Origin of the sequence: Ruminococcus sp. B05 (assembly GCF_003628495.1) — a bacterium.
GTDB classification, from domain to species: Bacteria; Bacillota; Clostridia; order Lachnospirales; family Lachnospiraceae; genus Schaedlerella; species Schaedlerella hominis.
This window is the reverse complement of the sequence record NZ_RBZR01000009.1, coordinates 101,427-119,393: the sequence shown is the minus strand read 5'-3', so window position 1 is coordinate 119,393 and position 17,967 is coordinate 101,427. Positions and strand designations below refer to the sequence as shown.

Genomic DNA, 17,967 nt, shown 5'->3' with positions numbered 1-17,967 from the left:
GGGGGGGCGGGCGGGGGGGGGGGCGGGCGGGCTTGCGCGCTGCCCCCCCCCCCCCCCCCCCCCCCCGCAAAACTCCGTCCCCAACTGGTCTTACTGGCACCCCCACCGGTTCACTTCAACACTTCGGTTATTGTTTTTTTCATTTTTTCTGCATCTATCGGCTTTGTGATATGCTCATTCATACCGATAACAATCGCTTTTCTTCTATCTTCTTCAAAGGCATTCGCTGTCATGGCTATGATTGGAATCTCTGCCTTTTCTTTATCTGACATCTTCCGGATGATCTCGGTTGCTTTATATCCATCCATATTAGGCATCTGAATATCCATTAGGATCAGGTCATAGGTTCCTGCCGGCATCTGTTCCAGCTTGCTGACGCACTTGCTCCCGTCATCGACCCAGTCAATCTGCAATCCCATTTCTTTAAGAATCGTACTTGCAATTTCAGCATTTAGCTCATTATCTTCTGCCATCAGAATATGTTTGCCCTGTGATATATTTTCCATTTCGTCGGGTTCTAATCCTTCATCTGTTTGTCGGTAATATTGCTCATCTGCTTTTTTGTGGATAAGATGAACGATGAAGGTTGTTCCTTTCGCCAATTCACTCTGCACTTCAATCGTACCGCCCATTAAATCGACAAAATTTTTGACAATTTCCATTCCAAGACCGGTTCCGGTTACTTTGCTTGTAGTCGTATTGCGTTCTCGTGAAAAGGAATCAAACAAAGTTGGAAGAAAGTCTTTACTCATTCCGATACCGTTATCACGGATCTCTGTCCGAAATGCTACAAAACCTTCCCTCTCACACGGAATTTCCTGAAGTTTAATCTCGACACTCCCGCCGGATGGTGTATATTTGACTGCATTGCTGATAAGATTCACAAAAATCTGTTTTATTTTTGTAATATCACACATAACGTGTGGATGTTGAACACAAACCTCAGCTTTGAGAGTGATCTTCTTCTCCTTTGTCTGTGGCTCAAACACGCTTACTACTTCTTCGAGCAGTTGGTCAACCTGGGCATAGGACTCATTTAAGTACATCTTCCCGCTCTCTATTCTCGCAAGGTCGAGTACATTATTGATAATGTCCAAAAGCAGTTTTCCGGCCCGCTCAATCTTTTGCTGATAATCCAGTAATTTAGGATCCGTCAGCTGTTTCTTCATCAAATGATTATATCCAAGCAGTGCATTCATCGGGGTACGAATATCGTGTGACATATTATATAGAAATGTTGATTTCGCACTGTTTGCCTGCTCTGCCTGCTGCTGTGCATTCTTCGCTTTTTCTTCTGCGATCCTCGCTTTTCTCAACAGTCCCAGAATAATCACCAGCACTACTATAAATACTGTTAAAATAACAAGGCTGAATATCAGGAAATTATCCTTTATAAATTCTTTTGCTGTAACCTTCCGCAAAGAATCTTCATATGCTGATTCTGCACTGCTCAGCTTCGAAGTCTCCATTGTTTTTAATGTCTTATTCAAAATAGATAACAGCGTTATATTTCCTTTGCTTACTGCAAATGATGAGTTCATAGCTCTTGTCAAAAATACTCCATGAATATTCTTGTCATCTACATACTCCATCAACACTCCTGTTCTGATTGGAAAACAGTCTGCTTCTCCATTTCTCACTTTACTTTCAGCATCCTCTGCAGAATTACATTCTACAATCTTCCAATCCGGATAGTTATAAGAAATATACCATTTATACTGAAGATCTTCTTTGGAAATTGCGACACGATTTTCTGCATTTTCATCAAAATGGCTCTGCTTAGTAAGTACCGCCAATGGTGTTGATAATACGGTGTCAGACAGCGATATTCCGTTTTGCTCGGCCATATACGGATTCTGCCCTGCATGAAAAATCATATCTATCTTGCCTTCCTGCAATGCCTCTATCTGATTTTCTTCCAGGTCAAATCCTATCAAACGAAATTTTATCTTATCTCCACCAAAACAATTGCTTGCATCCTGAACGTAATCATTGATCACCCCTAGCAATTCGCCATTGTCTCTGTCGTATGTACTAAATCCGGTATCATCCTTCAAAAATCCAAGTCGAATCTCTCCATGTTCTTTCAGCCACTCTTTTTCTTTTTCCGTAAGAAATACAACTGTTTCTGTTGCAATATATTGTTTGTAAAGCTCGTCATTGTAAAATGGTTTGTCATATTCCATGGAACGCATGGCAGCATCCAGTGCTTCTTTTAAATCGGGACGCGCCTTACTGATTCCGAAATAAATGTCTGAACTGCCTGTTATAACAACTGGCGATAATCCTCGTTCGATCCAGATGGAATTTTCTGTAGATATAATTCCATCGATTTCATCATTGTCAAACAACTCTTTTGTCTCTTCAATAGTATCAACCAATACATGCTCTGTCGTTATATTGTGCTCTTTTTCCCACTCGCAAAACTGCTCCGTCTGCACGCTGTTTTCTATCATAGCAATGCGTTTCCCATTCAAGTTCGACAAATTTGTCAGAGAGATATCTGCATTTGTAATATCGACATATAAATAATACTTTTCCTCTCCCATAGGACGATCTGAGAAAAGAATCGTTTCCGCACGTTCATCTGTGTAGGACACATTTGCCATTATATCTATGTCACCTCTCTGCAACATATCCATCAATTCTGTCCAATCACCGGTTACATACTCGTAATTCCAACCTGTATACGTCGAAACAGTCTGTTCATATTCATAAGCATATCCGCTTCGTTCCCCATTCGCTCTTGTAATCTGATAAGCACACTCATACCATCCTACCCGGATTGCTTCTTTTTCTGATTGTTCTGCTGCTTTTGCAGGAATCGGAAATAGCGCAGCAAATAATATCAAACAGACTATAAAACAGACTGTTCTTCTTAAAGCTGTGACAACTCTATGAGTATTATTGTTCACGGAATACAACGTTTCCTGTCTCTGCATCCATGCTTTCTACAATTGCCAAAGACTCCAGCTGGAATCCAAGATTACGGATGATTCTTCCGCCTGACTGGAAACCTTTTTCAATTGCAATTCCGATTCCTTCTACTGTTGCTCCCGCAGACTGTACAATCTGGATCAATCCCTGCAATGCACATCCGTTAGCCAGGAAATCATCAATGATCAGAACATGGTCTTCCGGATTTAAGAACTTCTGTGCTACGATCACATTATTCTGACATTTGTGTGTAAATGATTCTACCTGTGCTACATACATCTCGCCTTCTAAATTGATGCTTTTTGATTTCTTCGCAAATACAACCGGCACATGGAAATGCTGTGCTACAACACAGGCGATACCGATTCCTGATGCCTCGATCGTAAGAATTTTATTGATTGGTTTTCCCTCAAAACGTTTCTTAAATTCTGCCCCCATTTGATCGAACAGTTCGATGTCCATCTGATGATTCAAAAAGCTGTCAACTTTGAGTACATTCCCTTCTTTTACAATTCCATCTTTTAAAATTCTTTCTTCTAAAAAATTCATCTTGTGTTTCCTCTCATATCGTTATTCTTTTTGCATGACTCTGAGTTTCGACATATTCCCCCGCTCTTAGTCATAAATTCTTGTTCTCAAGTATAGCACAACTTTCCCTTTTAAAAAAGTGGAAATTCAAACTTAATGTACAACTTATTTATATTACTTTTCGGATTTTTAAAGCAAAAAAAATGAACCTCTTAGAGGTTCCGGATACTCATTTATAAAATTGTAACAAAAAAGCGGGTGATGGGAATCGAACCCACGTATCCAGCTTGGAAGGCTGGTGTTCTACCATTGAACTACACCCGCGTATCATATGAAGTTGAAGCGGGTGATGGGAATCGAACCCACGTATCCAGCTTGGAAGGCTGGTGTTCTACCATTGAACTACACCCGCGTCATCTCTGACACGAATAGTATCTTATCATATGTTTTTTAATAATGCAAGCACTTTTTACATTTTTTTTGCAATATCTGTACAAGCCTTCATTGCTTCAATCACAGCAGAGCGTAATCCTTTTTCTTCCAGTACGCGTACAGCCTCGATTGTTGTTCCTCCCGGTGAGCATACCATGTCTTTTAATTCTCCCGGATGTTTTCCTGTCTCAAGCACCATCTTTGCACTTCCAAGCACCGCCTGTGCCGCAAATTGATATGCCTGTGCTCTCGGCATACCGTCTGCAACTGCTGCGTCAGCCATCGCTTCGATAAACATAAATACATATGCCGGTGAGCTTCCGCTTACGGACACAACTACATCCATCAAATGTTCACTGACCACTTCTACTTTACCAAATGCGGATAAAATCTTTTTTGCGCCTTCGAGCTCTTCATCTGTGACAAATTCGTTTCGGCAGGCAGCTGTCATTCCTTCGCCTACCATAGCCGGTGTATTTGGCATTGTACGGACAAGCTTTACATCCTTGCCAAACTGTTTTGCCAGCCATTCAAGAGTTTTTCCCGGTGCGATCGTAATGACAATCTGCTCCGGTTTTACAACATCTTTAATTTCTGCGATCACAGACTCATAAAATTGAGGTTTTACGGACAAGATGATTGTCTCTGCCTTCTCTACAGCCTCTTTGTTGTCTGCTGTCACATGAATACCATACAATGTTTTAACTTTTTCACGCCCTGCTTCCAACAGATCCGCTCCTATAATCTCTTCCGGTTTAAATAACCCGCTCTTAATCACGCCACCTATAATGGCTCCTGCCATATTCCCTGTTCCAATAAATCCTAATTTCATGATGCTGCCTCCTTGTCTTGTGATTTATTTTTCACTATTATAATCCCTTTTTCACTTCCTGCCAACATTCTAATAACCTTTCCAGTGAATACGCTGCATTCGCAGGACTTGTAGAAGGCAGACCAATAATCTCCCGTCCTGTTTTTTTCTGGCTGTATTTTTCATACAGTTTCTTTGCCGTCCCGCCATTTGCATAAATGTTTTGGATTTTAGAATTTGCGACCACTCTTTCAATGTCAGCCGGAACAACATTTTTTATACTGCTGTCACTTGAACCAATAATATCACAGCTCTCAATGACATCCCATATCGCGATGCCGTGCTCCAGCAATAATTTTTTCTTTTCTTCAATGGTCTGTGGCACTTCGCTTTCTGTCAGTCCTGCGATTACTTTCCAGAAACGGTTCTGCGGATGCCCGTAATAGAACCGATTTTCTCTCGATTTGACCGACGGAAATGTTCCTAATATCAGTACTTTTGAGTTTTCATCAAAAACCGGTTCGAAATCGTGTGATACATGTGTATATGTCTGCTCTTTCTTCATTTTCTTTGCACTTCACTTCCTTATATTAATGGTTTTATTCTTTTAAGCCAAATGCTACGCGTTCTGTCTCATTTCCACAACGCATTGTAATCTTGATTTTATCTAAATATTCTATCCATATTTTAGCGGTTTTTCTTGATATTTCCAAGTTATCACGCATTTCTGAATAGGTTAGTATTTTGTGTTCTCTGAAATGTTGTTCCACCTTTTCGATTACGACTTGCAGCTTTCCTTCTGTAACGTAATAAGAATCTGCTATTTCAATCAGCTTTCCTTCTTTTTTTAATACTTTGAAAATGTCTTCGAAACATTCTTCATCGACTTTCGGCGGGCATAGTTCTTTATATAGAAGTAATTGATATCCTGCTTCCTCCAGAGTTTTTAATATATGAGCTTCGATTTGTTGAAATTTTTTATCGTGTTGGATTTCAAAATTGCACAGACAAATGATGTCTTCGTTTCTTTTAATCCTTGAATCTGTTTGTTTGTCTGATTCTGATGTAAGGTCTGTCTGGGATTGCCCGAAGGATTCTAAATAAGATAAATAAGCTTCGAACGTTTTGTTCTCCCATCCTGAAAATAATTCTTTCTGCAGCTCTTTTTTTGTGGCTCCATATCTGTATGGATGTCTCTGATGGTATTTTTGAAGCCATTCTTTCATTTGCTCCCACATATTATTTTCAGATTCTTGCGACCAATAGTATGTGCATTTCTTATAAATAAATGACACGATTTGTTGCTTTTTCATATATCTATACAGCATATTGCTTATTTCTTCTTCATTTATTTCAAGCAACGGCTTTATTTGCTCTATTGTAACCGGGTTTTTCTTCTGGCTTCGTAGCCATTTGAGCAAAATATTGCTTTCTTTGTTTTCTTCTTTTTGTTTTAATTCTTCAACTACCGCCGGATTTGTTCTTTTATGTTTTTTTGCTGCCGCATCAAGAACGATTCCTCCGCCAATCGTCTCTAGAGGAGAATAGAATCGAAGTACAAATAAATCTCGTTTTTTCACTGCGATTTTTTCTTCCAGTACAAGTTGAGCGTATCCGCTTTCCCCCGGAGTCAATTCATTTTTCCCAAATAAAATGACACGGCACAGAACTTGTCCTGCCCCGATGTGCAAATGTAATCTGCTCTGATGTTTTAGTATTCTTCCGGTATGAGCTGACATTGTAATTTTCACATCCAGCCTTTCTGACGGATTCAGAGAATGAATGGCTGCAGCTACATTTCCTCGTTTGAGTTCTTCTTTTTTGATTCCCGGTAACAGAAGGGCTGCGCGTTGTCCTACCGTTGCTTTCTCTACATTTTGCCCGTGAACCTGTATGCTTCTGATACGTGCTTCTGTTTTCTTCGGATATAGCATGATTTTATCGTCCGGTTGCACCTCGCCTTCCAAAATGGTTCCGGCAATCACCGTTCCTCGTCCGGACAGGGACAATATTCTGTCAATCGGCATACGAAATGCTCCTGATGTATCTCGTAAATGATGGGTATGCAATACATTTTCGACAATTATTGTCTTCAGGTTTTCAATGCCTTCTCCTGTCTTGGAGGATACACACACTTCCGGCCACGCTGCGAATCTGTCATCTCCCAGCATTTTGATTTCTTCCCTGATTTCTTCAATCATCAGCTCTTTCCATTCCTCATCCACCAAATCCGATTTTGTAAAAACAAGGATGCCATTTTCTATATGTAGCTGTGACAAGATTTCCATATGCTCAATCGTCTGTGGTTTGATTCCTTCATCCAAAGCAATGACCAGCAAGACTAGATCCATACCATAAACTCCCGATAACATATTCGGAAGGAATTTTTCATGTCCGGGTACGTCTACGATTCCGGCGCGGTCACCATTTGGCAGACCAAACCATGTAAATCCGAGATCGATCGTGATGCCACGCTCCTTTTCTTCCTTATTCGTATCCGTATCTCTTCTGGTCAGTGCACGAATCAACGCAGTCTTGCCATGATCTATATGCCCGGCTGTACCAATGATAATATGCTCCATTTCTTCCCTCCTTCTTGTTCATTATAGCATAGCAAGAGACCAATGGGGACGGGGTTTAGTGGCTTTTTCGCTTTGCGAAAAAAGCCACTAAACCCCGTCCCCATTGGTCAGCTCATTTTATTTATTTGCTAAATACTGCCTCATTCCACATCAATTCATTTTTGAACTGGCGGATGTTTGTATCTTTATCAATGTATACAGCTTCGATTCCCATTTCTGCTGCCCAGTCACCCATCTGTTCTGCTGTTAAGTCGTATGTAAATGCTGTATGATGAGCACCGCCTGCAAGAATCCATGCTTCTGCTCCTGTGCGGAGATTTGGCTGTGGTGTCCAGAACGCTGTTGCTACCGGAAGTTTTGGCATTGGTTTCTCTGTCTTCTTACAATCTACGTTGTTGATGATCAGACGGAATCTGTCTCCAAGATCAATCAGTGATGTTGCGATTGCCGGTCCTTCTTTTGCTGTAAATACAAGACGAGTTGGATCTTCACGATTTCCCATAGACAATGGCTGACACTTGATGCTGATCGGACCATCTGCGATTGTCGGGCAAACCTCAAGCATATGTGCCTGAAGGATTCCTTCTTTTCCAGGAACGAGATTGTATGTGTAATCTTCCATAAATGAAGTTCCTTTTGCATCTTTCATTCCCTGTGTCATAATCTTCATAACACGGACCATAGCTGCTGTTTTCCAGTCGCCTTCTCCACCGAATCCGTATCCTTTTTCCATCAATCTCTGGATAGCAAGTCCCGGCAGCTGTTGTAATGAACCAAGATCACCGAAATGTGTTACGATTGCCTGATAGTTCTGTTCTTCTAAGAATTTTTCAAATCCAAGCTCAATCTGTGCCTGAACTGCTACATGTTTACGGAATTCTGCTTCATCTCTTCCTTCCAGAAGAATCTGATATTTGCTGTAATATTCTTCTACAAGTGCTTCTACATCACCTGGTTTTACATCCTGTACAACAGCTGCGATCTCATTTACCGGATAAGCATCAACTTCCCATCCGAACTTAATCTGTGCTTCTACTTTATCGCCCTCTGTTACGGCAACATTTCTCATATTGTCGGCAATACGCATAACACGGACATGGCTACTTTCAATCACACCGACTGCTGTACGCATCCAAGAACCGATTCTTTCCTGTGTATCCTTATCCTGCCAATATCCCATTACAACCTTGCGGCTCTTGTTCAGACGTGTGAAAATGTGTCCGAACTCACGGTCTCCGTGTGCTGCCTGATTTTCATTCATGAAATCCATATCGATTGTATCGTATGGAATCTCGCGATTAAACTGTGTATGAAAATGAAGCAATGGTTTTCTCAGCTCTTTCAATCCAAGAATCCATGATTTTGCCGGTGAAAATGTATGACACCATACGATAACACCTGCACAGTTTTCATCTGTATTTGCTTCATTAAATGTCTTTCTGATCACTTCATTTGTAATCAGTGTTGGTTTCCATACAACTTCATATGGAAGTAATCCTGATTCATTTAACGCATTTACGATAATCTGTGAATGCTCTGCTACATGTGCCAGACATTCATCTCCATATAAATCCTGTGAGCCTGTGCAAAACCAAAATTTGTAATCTTTACATCCTAACATAATTTGTTCTCTCCTTTTCAAATCTTATTTTTCGCTCATTTTTTGCAAACTAACACTTTTCTTGCAATTCATTAGTCTGCTTCTTTAACTCTAATTTTAGTATAGCTTTTCAGATGCGAAATAGAAAGAAAAATCTTATCTAATTATGGACATTTATTACTCTATTTTGTAAAATATAAGAAAATGCTTTTCTTTGAAATTCAAATTGAACGCACGTGGAAAAAATTTGTAATTAGCCTGCCATTTATAGAAGTGAATTTTTTCTCAGCGGAAATAAATTTGTATAGAAAGGATGATTTCCATGCTTGCTAATTTTGAAAAACGAAACTATAACGGAAAAGAGCGTGTCTGGGTGGGCCGCTATCGCAACCTGCAGAATCTGCCGCACTGGCATCTTGAAAGTGAACTGATTTATGTAGAATCCGGTGAGATTATTGTCTCTGATAATCATGAAAAATATCCCCTCGCCACAGGAGATGCAATTTTTCTTCAAGGCGGAGATATCCACTACATCAAAAGTGCTCCCGACAGTATTGTCGCAATCATACTTTTTGACTCCTCCATCTTAAGTGGAATTTTAAAAGAACACCGTCTTGCAGGAGCAAAGTTAGAACACTCCTATCCAATTAAAGAATATTTCGAAAAAATGCAGATAGAATTAAAGTCACAGAATATATTTTACGAGTTGAAACTTCGCTCTTTGATCACAGATCTTATGATTGAAATATTCCGTTTTGAAGAACTTGCTGCCCAGATCCAGCCTGAGAAACATTCTTCCATTGACAATTATAAAAATCTTCTTTCCGAGATTGAAGCCAAATATGATTACATCACATTTTCAGATGCCGCAGATTTTATGAAATTATCAGAACCATATTTTTCAAAATTCTTCCGCAAAGTATCCGGGATGACATTTTCACAATATCTCAACGCCGTCCGGCTGGAACATGCCATAGAGTTATTGAAAAATAATACCGAACATCTAGCAATTACTGAAATTGCTGCCAAGTGCGGTTTCGATACCATCCGGCACTTCAATCGTGTGTTTAAAGATATCACAGGTATGTCGCCCAGACAAATGCCGTCGGATTATGTGTTAGATGTACGGCCAATCCGCACTATCTCCGATGCATTCAATCCGACATTACAGAATTCAGAATTGCTGTGATGAGACCAGGGGAGGCCAATGGGGACGGGGATTGTGACCATTGGGGACGGAGTTTTGGGGGGTTTTTTTTTTAAAAAAAAAACCCCCCAAAACTCCGTCCCCGAATGGTCTAATCCCCGTCCCCGTTCCATTGGTCTATTTCACAAGATATACATCTGCATTTGTCACTCCAAGTGCCAATGCATCTGCATGGTTATTCACATAAACATCAATACGGTTTTCTTTGATGGCTCCACCGCAGTCTTCTGCTGTGAATACATGTCCACCGATGATAACTTTTGTTCCATACGGAATTACATTTGGATCTACTGCAATTGTCTGACCTTCTACAACCGGAGTTCCTGTGGCTGTAATTCCTGTCTCTACGTCACAACAAATCTCACATGCACAATAATATGTGATCTTGAAATTACCAAGACACTGTCCATACATATCCTCTGTTGCATTGACTTCGCCGATTCCGGCACCTGCTACCGAATACTGATCATTTAAGATTCGTGTTGCCCACACTGCCTCTGTTGTATCTACATTTCCATAAATGATACCGTCATTTTCATTTGCAGCTTCAATTGTCTTTCCATTTCCCGCATACATTACAACATGGTGAATGTCTCCGTCTTTCGCATAGAAAATCAAGTCGCCCGGCTGTGCATCTTCTACTGCAATCTTTGTACCATACTGTGCCTGGTCTGCTGCTACTCGTGGAAGATCATAACCATACTGTTTATAAATCTGCTGTACAAATCCTGAGCAGTCCGCTCCATCTGTCAGGCTTGTGCCTCCCCATACGTATGGATTACCGACAAACTGTGAAGCAAATTCCAACATGGACTGTCTGATTTCTCCACTCGGAGTCCCTGCTTTTGTCGATGTGAGCGTATAATATAATGCATCATTTTCTTCCGGTTTCAGCTCCTCTTTTGCTGTTGTAAATTTCTCTTCCCCGGTTTCATTTACCTGTTTTGTAACTTCATCACCTGTGCTCAGATATTCACGCTTTACAAATCCTCGCACATCACCAGATTCGATATATGTCCACTCCGAATCCTGGTCTGCAAGAATATAGCAGAGGTTTCCTTGTGTCAGCGTTCCAACGAGCAGGGAATCCTCACTCTTCTCCTCGCGGATATTTAGCTTGTCTACATTTACCAATGCATATTCTTTCTTTACTACTGTCTGATTCACTGTAGCTCTCAAATATGTAAATGCCTGATTTTCGGAAGGGTCAACTAAAGCAGTCGCTGTCTTTGCAGTTCCCTCAATTCCTTTATATTCTGTCTTCTGTGCCTCTGCTTTTTTCTTCGCTTGTTTCTGATAAACAGATAACAATTTCTGTGCTGCATCTCCTGTATATACTTCCGATGCTCTGACAAAACCACGCACATTACCAGACTCTACATACAGCCATCCATTCTCTTCCTCTTTGAGAACATACAACAGACCATCCTGTGTAATCTGTCCTACAGCTCGGACACCTTCTGTCAACTGCTGCTGTGCAACCTGTTTGTCAAATGTCTTTTCTGTCTTTGCTGTTGCTTTTTTTTCTGCTGTTTTGCTTAATATCTTTGAACGCTTCGCTACATTTTTTAAATCTGCTGCTTTCTCTTCCTTTGATACTTCACTTGCTTTGATATCTTTTTCTGAACTTGGAATAGCCTCTCGAACATACAAATCTGTCTTTGCAAACGCATACTTTCTTGCAACTGTCCAGAAACGGAAATCTTCCACTACCTGTGGCAGCTTCACAATCTTCTGACTGGCAATCAAAGCTTGATTGCTTCCCACAGGAGTTGTCTCTGTACCCGGGTTCTCTGCTTCCTTTGTTTCAGTCGGAGCTGCTGCCGGCTGTTCTTCTTTCTTATCTGTCTCTGCTGTTTGGTCATCCTTGGAATCTTCCGTCTTATTCGCACTATCCGGATTCTCTGGTTTTGCTGGATTCTCTGGTGTTCCTGGATTCTCCGATGTTCCTGGATTTTCCGGTGTACTTGGGTTCTCCGGTGTTCCTGGATTTTCCGGTGTACTTGGGTTCTCCGGTGTTCCTGGATTCTCTGGTGTTCCTGGGTTCTCTGGTGTTCCTGGATTCTCCGGTGTTGCCGGATTTTCCGGAGTCGCTGTCGTCTCTGCTACACGCTCACCAGTCTCTGGATTAACCTTCTGTCCTGTTGCTGCATCAAGCAAATACTGGCTTGCCTCATCCAGATAAACTTCTCCATTCTGAACCATCTGAAGAACACTGTCCGATACATTAACAAGATTCTCAGATCCATCCACCGCTTTTGCCTGCATTCCCGCTGCTGTCTGTGTTACTGCTACATTGCCATCCTCTGCAAATGCAGCTACTGGGGCACTCATAGCCAAACCTACTGACAAAAGTCCTGCAAGTGTTTTAGTTCCTATGATTTTTGCTACTTTTATATTTCTAAACTTCAAATTTGACTCCTTTCCTACAGTTTCTTGCTTCGTCCTTATGGTTTCTTTCTTATATTATGAAGAAACTATAGCATAATAATTATACTCCTTTTTCTTTCGATTTTCAATTTTCTCCTGAGTATCCTTGTCTTAAAATTTTATTAACTTGTTACTGTTTACCATACCTGTGACCAATAACATTTATCACATATATACCGTTGTTCAAATTCACCTATACTAATCGGCTGGTCACATTTTTTAACCTAATTGCTTCCTGTCTAATCTATTTTTCTTACTTTTCTGTTTGTGTGCACACATATGTTCATCCGCACACCTTACCAGTTCTTCCATTAAATAATAATGTTCCCTTGTACTAATCTCATATCCCCTTGCATAAGAAATCTGAATACAATGTTTCTTATTGTACTCATCCACTGCTTTTTCCAATCCTGACAGAACATGATAAATCTCCACCGCGTTGGTCTGCTCCAGAATCATAGCGAACTCATCCCCGCCTACTCTGTAAGCACTAATCCTGTCATTCTGTACATCTGATAAAATAGCCGAAAAAGCCTCGATATAATGGTCTCCCATCTCATGTCCCAGTTCATCATTCACCTTTTTCAAATTGTTCAGGTCAAACATCACCATTCCAATTGAAAATGTATCAGGTCTTTCATTGATTCGGTTGATATGTTCCTGATAAGCCAGTTTATTTTTAATTCCCGTAACATCCGTGAATGCCAAATTGCCTACTGCTTGATTGACATTTGAGCTCGCCAATAAAACAGCCAACAACCCAATCTCCAGAAAAAGACAAAACCATGTCAAAATCTCTGGAAGCAGTTCCTGCTGCCTACGCATATATAAAGTCAGGTAAAACTGAATTCCAATCAGCACACATATCATGATACTCATGACCAGCAATAAAATTTTAGAATACTTTCTCTTATTCATCTCTTTTTCCACTTAAGCCACAATAATGCGCTTTACATATTCCCGACCCAAGCCGATTTTCGCCCCTTTTACCATAACCAGAAAATTCCCATTTATCTCTGATAATACACATACCTGACTTCCCGGCACGAATCCTAGATCCTCCAGTCTGTGTATCATTTCTTCCTTTCCTGCAATTCTCTGAATTGTATATGTTTTATTTTTATCTACAAGATTTAATGGCATTTTCACTTACCTTCCATAACTCACTGTGAACTTATATTTCTCACTACAGCTTATATATCTTGCCGTGGATTTTCGTAACTCACTTTTGATTTTTGCAGCTCATTTGTGTTAGCATTTACTAACTTCACAAAAAATTATACCATGCAAATCTTACATGTCAAGACTAAATGAGACCATTGGGTTAGACCAATGGGGACGGAGTTTTCCTGCTTTTTCTACGAAAAAAGCAGGAAAACTCCGTCCCCATTTGACTCACTTGTTGGTCTTAATCGCCTCGATATATGCCTTCGCATAACGACTCAATAACATATTTTTTCGTCTCACCATCCCAATTCGCATCTTGCAATTCATCTCAAGCGGTCTGGCAATGATATTTTCTCCATTTAATTTTTGATCAAGCACACCGGAACTTACCGTAAATCCATTCAATCCGATAGCAAGATTAAACAGTGTTGCCCTGTCTCGCACTTGAATATTCTTCGGAAAATCTAAAACACTTAAAAACTCTTCCGAAAAATAAAATGAATTACGCTCACCTTGTTCAAAGACAAGATATGGATAAGGCTTCAAATCTTCTGTTGTTAAGCGCTCCTTTTTTGCCAACGGATGCTCTTTACTTATGAAAACATGCGGATTGGCGATGAATAACTCTTCAAAAATCAACTCATTTTTCTTTAAAAGTTTTGAAAGCACATCTTCATTATGTTCTGATAAATACAGAATCCCCAGTTCGCTTTTTCCTTGTGCAACATCGTCTATAATCTCACCCGTCTGAGTCTCCCGCAAGATAAAGCTGTATTTTTCAACATTATACTGATTGATCACATCTACAAATGCATTTACCGCAAATGAATAGTGCTGGCAGGATACAGAAAATTTGGGCACTCTTTTTTCTTCATTTCCAAAATGTTCTTTCATAATGTCTGCCTGTTCCAAAAGCATGCGGGCATAGGATAATAATTCTTCTCCCTCGCGTGTCACAACCACACCCTTATTGGAGCGTACAAATGCTGTCACACCCATTTCCTTTTCCAGATTATGAATAGCATTGCTTAAACTCGGCTGTGAAATAAATAATTGTTCTGCTGCTTCTGTGATATTTCCACATTCAGCGACTGTCACAAGATATGTTAATTGTTGTAAAGTCATACTCCTCTTCCTCTTTTCTTTCCTGACATCAATAAAAGCACCAGCAATGTAATTGTCTCAGAACCTAAAAACGACATCCACACACCATTGATACCGAACAGTTTTGCAAATACGACCGCACAGATTACAATCGCTACAGCCCCTCTCAAAATTGAGCCGACTATAGCCGGTCTGACATAATCTGTTGCCGCGAAATAAGCAACCAGCAAAATGTTAATACCTGCAACTAAGAATCCCAGAAAATACAAACGTAATCCGGTATGTGCATAATTCAAAAGCTGCATATTCTGTTCGCTATTAAAAATATCAATAACTAAGTCTGTCTTTGCCCAGATAAACGCTACAATAATAATCTCTGCCGCCAAACAGGTACAAATTCCCCATTGAAGCAGCTTCTTCACCTGTTCCCGGTTTCTCTTTCCATAGCTCTCACTCATGAGTGGCTGCACGCCCTGTGCAAGTCCATTAAATATTGACATTCCTACAATCGATGTATTTGCCACAACACCATATGCCGCCACACCAGTATTTCCCGCGATATCTAATAATAACATATTGAAAATGATCGTAATCACCGCAGAAGAAATTTCTCCGACAAATGCAGACACACCTAATTTACAGCATGAAACCATCTTTTTTATCGATGTTTTCTTCCACTTAAATCCAATATGATTACTCTTACTTATATAATGTATACAGCAAACAGACATTGTAATAACAGGAGACATCCCTGTTGCCAGTGCTGCCCCTGCCAGTCCCATTTTCAAAGGAAACATAAAAATATAATCCAGCACAATATTACACAAACTTCCTGTGATTGATGCTATCATAGCTATCATCGGAGCCTCATCATTTCTTGCAAATCCGGTAAATGTATAGTTACACATAAAACACGGCGTTGCAATCAGTACAATTCTCAAATAATTTCTTCCAAGCTCCGTCAACCCAGTGTCCGCGCCAAGCAGTTTCAATACCATGTCCGGCTTCATGATTCCGGCAATGATAAACGGCACACTAAACAACAGACACCAGAAAATGGATTGCAGGAAATAATGATCCGACTGCTCACCTTTCGCACGACTCAATCCATATCTCGTTGCAGAACCGATTCCTATCATTGCTCCGATTGCATAAATAACACCGTATACCGGCAATATCAGATTCAGCACTGCCAGCCCGTCCGCGCCACCATATAATGCAATAAAAAATGTATCTGCCAAAATGTAAATCGAGATTCCCACCATTCCGGCAACACTTTGTAATTCGTATTTAAAAAATCTTTTTAACATTGTCTTCTACGCCAGATTTCCCGGACCAAATCCTTGTGGCATCAACTCACGCAAGGTATAAACATCATAATGTTCTTTGTCTAATGCAAGTATCACCTGAAATGTATCCGGATTACAGAATTCCATCATAACTTGTCTGCATACTCCGCAGGGAGCTGCATATTCTGTCAGAATTCCTTCCTTTCCACCAACAATACAAACTGCTTCAAATTCGTGTATCCCCTCACTGACTGCCTTGAAAAATGCGGTACGTTCCGCACAGTTCGTTGGTGTGAATGCTGCGTTTTCAATGTTGCATCCAGTATACACCGTTCCATTTTTTGCCAGCAATGCTGCCCCAACTTTAAAATTGGAATACGGCGCATAAGAAAATTTTAGTTGCTTGATTGCAGTATCGATTAACTTCTCAATAACTTGTTTTTCCATTTGTTTTTTCTCCAGATAAAATAATGCTATACAAAGTATATCTCTAATTCGCTGGATTGCATAGTCTTTTCTTGCTTGGGGAGCCATTTGGGGACGGAGTTTTCCGGCTTTTTTGTTAGCAAAAAAGCCGGAAAACTCCGTCCCCAAATGGCTCCCCGTCCCTAAATGGCTCTCGTCCCTAAATGGCTCCCCGATGATTCAAGTGTAATACTTTTCTGACCTGATATTTCATCTCTGCCAGATATTCCCGAAACATATTGTTTGGCATGTAAAATGCTGACGAATCTGCCGCTATTCCATATATATTTTCTATTCTTTGATTTTTTGCAATCTGCAATGCCCGATATACATGAAAATTGTTCGTCACAAGTCCGATTGTCGCCTTCTTTTTAATATATTTCATGCTGTTGGCAATGTTTTGCTCTGTAGTCTTTGACTTATCTTCCTTGATAATCCTATCTGATGACATGCCCTGCTCGATCAGATACTTTGCCATTCCTTCCGCTTCTGAATATGGCTCGTTATATCCTTGTCCGCCGGATACAATACAAATCGTCTTCGGATTTTCATTCATATATTCCAAAGCCTTGTCCAAACGATATTTGAGCACAATGCTTGGACCACTTTCTTTTACCTGTGCACCAAGTACAATAATATAATCCAGGTTTTCTTTTTCTTCTGTCGCTAAGCTACTGATAATACATCCTTCTACAATAATAAATGATGTCATTCCCAGTGCAAAAATAAGCAATATAATCCCACGTGCAACCATTGGAATCTTGTCCCATATTCCACAGTAAATTCCGATTCCCATCATAAGAAAAACGAACGCCATCCCAAACCAGACAAGAAAAAATTTTGTTCCTGACCGAGTTGCCTGTATCATAATTCCATACAGAAAGCACAGTATTCCAAGTACTCCTAATATTCCTGCTATTATACTTTTCATCATGTTTTTTCCCTTTATTTTAAGCTTTTGCCCCAAGTATCACCCGGATCAGATTTTTATCCAGCATAATCGTCCGATTCCATGGATTTAAAATAATACCTTGGATTTTCTCTACTTGAAGCACTGTTTCAAATAATTTATCTATATCTGTTAAAAATGTAGACTTCACACTGTCTCCACCTTTTAATTCTTCTTCAAAACTTGTAAATGCCGTCCACCAGCTCTGTCCGTCCGATGTCTGAACCGCCTGGATTTGAATTTGTTCCAGCCCCTTCGGTGGCTCTACCGCCAGAATCACCTGTCCTTTTTCTTTCATTCGTCTGCGGATTACGGTCAATGTATGTGCCAGCATTTCCTGCGTACTTTCTTTTTGCAATCCTAAAATTGCTTCCTCAATTTTCTCATTTCCCTGTAATCCCTCATCTACCTTTGAATTATCCTGCTTTGTCATATTACTTCCTTTCTCTTTCTATTTTTCTTTCTA

Annotated in this window: 15 protein-coding genes and 2 tRNA genes; 1 reads left to right on the top strand and 16 read right to left on the bottom strand. The window is 40.2% G+C overall.

Translation table 11 applies throughout. The features are described from left to right. Window positions 1-110 precede the first annotated feature (110 nt). From D8Q48_RS08835 to araA, 8 genes are all read right to left on the bottom strand, one after another. Window positions 111-2,915 carry a transporter substrate-binding domain-containing protein gene (locus D8Q48_RS08835; protein WP_243116260.1) on the bottom strand — a complete coding sequence of 935 codons (2,805 nt, stop codon included), beginning with the start codon at window positions 2,913-2,915 and terminating at the stop codon, window positions 111-113. Continuing rightward, on the bottom strand, window positions 2,905-3,486 hold the full coding sequence (locus D8Q48_RS08830; RefSeq protein ID WP_022074874.1) for a xanthine phosphoribosyltransferase: 582 nt from the start codon (window positions 3,484-3,486) through the stop codon (window positions 2,905-2,907). Before D8Q48_RS08830 ends, D8Q48_RS08835 begins: the two co-directional genes overlap by 11 nt. Window positions 3,487-3,718: 232 nt before the next feature. Continuing rightward, window positions 3,719-3,789: transfer RNA gene (locus D8Q48_RS08825), tRNA-Gly, on the bottom strand. Window positions 3,790-3,806: 17 nt separating this feature from the next. Continuing rightward, window positions 3,807-3,877, bottom strand: a tRNA-Gly gene (locus D8Q48_RS08820). A 57-nt stretch (window positions 3,878-3,934) separates the two neighbouring features. Then, the gene (gene proC / locus D8Q48_RS08815) at window positions 3,935-4,729 is read right to left on the bottom strand and encodes a pyrroline-5-carboxylate reductase (protein ID WP_121056290.1); all 795 of its coding nucleotides are present in this window, start codon (window positions 4,727-4,729) and stop codon (window positions 3,935-3,937) included. A 37-nt stretch (window positions 4,730-4,766) separates the two neighbouring features. Continuing rightward, window positions 4,767-5,273, bottom strand: coding sequence for a DNA-deoxyinosine glycosylase (locus D8Q48_RS08810; RefSeq protein ID WP_118688219.1), 507 nt, complete (start codon window positions 5,271-5,273; stop codon window positions 4,767-4,769). Between the two features lie 34 nt (window positions 5,274-5,307). Further along, window positions 5,308-7,290, bottom strand: coding sequence for a selenocysteine-specific translation elongation factor (gene selB / locus D8Q48_RS08805; RefSeq protein ID WP_121056288.1), 1,983 nt, complete (start codon window positions 7,288-7,290; stop codon window positions 5,308-5,310). 121 nt (window positions 7,291-7,411) lie between these two features. After that, window positions 7,412-8,911 (bottom strand): L-arabinose isomerase, encoded by a 1,500-nt coding sequence (gene araA, locus D8Q48_RS08800; protein ID WP_121056286.1) that lies wholly within the window; start codon window positions 8,909-8,911, stop codon window positions 7,412-7,414. Window positions 8,912-9,212: 301 nt separating this feature from the next. Here araA and D8Q48_RS08795 point away from each other — a divergent pair, with 301 nt between their 5' ends. Continuing rightward, window positions 9,213-10,079, top strand: a complete 867-nt coding sequence (locus tag D8Q48_RS08795) for an AraC family transcriptional regulator (protein ID WP_121056284.1) — start codon at window positions 9,213-9,215, stop codon at window positions 10,077-10,079. A gap of 135 nt (window positions 10,080-10,214) precedes the next feature. Here D8Q48_RS08795 and D8Q48_RS08790 read toward each other — a convergent pair whose 3' ends face one another. From D8Q48_RS08790 to D8Q48_RS08755, 8 genes are all read right to left on the bottom strand, one after another. Then, on the bottom strand, window positions 10,215-12,509 hold the full coding sequence (locus D8Q48_RS08790) for an NlpC/P60 family protein (protein WP_243116259.1): 2,295 nt from the start codon (window positions 12,507-12,509) through the stop codon (window positions 10,215-10,217). Between the two features lie 237 nt (window positions 12,510-12,746). Beyond that, window positions 12,747-13,445 (bottom strand): GGDEF domain-containing protein, encoded by a 699-nt coding sequence (locus tag D8Q48_RS08785; RefSeq protein ID WP_117990090.1) that lies wholly within the window; start codon window positions 13,443-13,445, stop codon window positions 12,747-12,749. Window positions 13,446-13,457: 12 nt separating this feature from the next. After that, on the bottom strand, window positions 13,458-13,670 hold the full coding sequence (locus D8Q48_RS08780) for a FeoA family protein (protein ID WP_117990089.1): 213 nt from the start codon (window positions 13,668-13,670) through the stop codon (window positions 13,458-13,460). A gap of 252 nt (window positions 13,671-13,922) precedes the next feature. After that, window positions 13,923-14,819 carry a LysR family transcriptional regulator gene (locus D8Q48_RS08775; protein WP_117990088.1) on the bottom strand — a complete coding sequence of 299 codons (897 nt, stop codon included), beginning with the start codon at window positions 14,817-14,819 and terminating at the stop codon, window positions 13,923-13,925. Then, the gene (locus tag D8Q48_RS08770) at window positions 14,816-16,108 is read right to left on the bottom strand and encodes an MATE family efflux transporter (RefSeq protein ID WP_121056282.1); all 1,293 of its coding nucleotides are present in this window, start codon (window positions 16,106-16,108) and stop codon (window positions 14,816-14,818) included. Before D8Q48_RS08770 ends, D8Q48_RS08775 begins: the two co-directional genes overlap by 4 nt. A gap of 6 nt (window positions 16,109-16,114) precedes the next feature. Further along, on the bottom strand, window positions 16,115-16,534 hold the full coding sequence (locus D8Q48_RS08765) for a cytidine deaminase (protein WP_121056300.1): 420 nt from the start codon (window positions 16,532-16,534) through the stop codon (window positions 16,115-16,117). Between the two features lie 178 nt (window positions 16,535-16,712). Further along, window positions 16,713-17,486, bottom strand: a complete 774-nt coding sequence (locus D8Q48_RS08760) for a YdcF family protein (RefSeq protein WP_243116258.1) — start codon at window positions 17,484-17,486, stop codon at window positions 16,713-16,715. A gap of 16 nt (window positions 17,487-17,502) precedes the next feature. Continuing rightward, on the bottom strand, window positions 17,503-17,934 hold the full coding sequence (locus D8Q48_RS08755) for an SseB family protein (RefSeq protein WP_121056278.1): 432 nt from the start codon (window positions 17,932-17,934) through the stop codon (window positions 17,503-17,505). Window positions 17,935-17,967 lie beyond the last annotated feature (33 nt).

Excerpts from the sequence above, each read along its gene's own strand:
- selB (WP_121056288.1), bottom strand. The coding sequence starts at position 7,290 with ATGGAGCATATTATCATTGGTACAGCCGGGCATATAGATCATGGCAAG.
- D8Q48_RS08775 (WP_117990088.1), bottom strand. The coding sequence starts at position 14,819 with ATGACTTTACAACAATTAACATATCTTGTGACAGTCGCTGAATGTGGA.
- D8Q48_RS08780 (WP_117990089.1), bottom strand. The coding sequence starts at position 13,670 with ATGCCATTAAATCTTGTAGATAAAAATAAAACATATACAATTCAGAGA.
- D8Q48_RS08785 (WP_117990090.1), bottom strand. The coding sequence starts at position 13,445 with ATGAATAAGAGAAAGTATTCTAAAATTTTATTGCTGGTCATGAGTATC.
- D8Q48_RS08765 (WP_121056300.1), bottom strand. The coding sequence starts at position 16,534 with ATGGAAAAACAAGTTATTGAGAAGTTAATCGATACTGCAATCAAGCAA.
- D8Q48_RS08760 (WP_243116258.1), bottom strand. The coding sequence starts at position 17,486 with ATGATGAAAAGTATAATAGCAGGAATATTAGGAGTACTTGGAATACTG.
- proC (WP_121056290.1), bottom strand. The coding sequence starts at position 4,729 with ATGAAATTAGGATTTATTGGAACAGGGAATATGGCAGGAGCCATTATA.
- D8Q48_RS08755 (WP_121056278.1), bottom strand. The coding sequence starts at position 17,934 with ATGACAAAGCAGGATAATTCAAAGGTAGATGAGGGATTACAGGGAAAT.
- araA (WP_121056286.1), bottom strand. The coding sequence starts at position 8,911 with ATGTTAGGATGTAAAGATTACAAATTTTGGTTTTGCACAGGCTCACAG.
- D8Q48_RS08770 (WP_121056282.1), bottom strand. The coding sequence starts at position 16,108 with ATGTTAAAAAGATTTTTTAAATACGAATTACAAAGTGTTGCCGGAATG.
- D8Q48_RS08795 (WP_121056284.1), top strand. The coding sequence starts at position 9,213 with ATGCTTGCTAATTTTGAAAAACGAAACTATAACGGAAAAGAGCGTGTC.
- D8Q48_RS08830 (WP_022074874.1), bottom strand. The coding sequence starts at position 3,486 with ATGAATTTTTTAGAAGAAAGAATTTTAAAAGATGGAATTGTAAAAGAA.
- D8Q48_RS08810 (WP_118688219.1), bottom strand. The coding sequence starts at position 5,273 with ATGAAGAAAGAGCAGACATATACACATGTATCACACGATTTCGAACCG.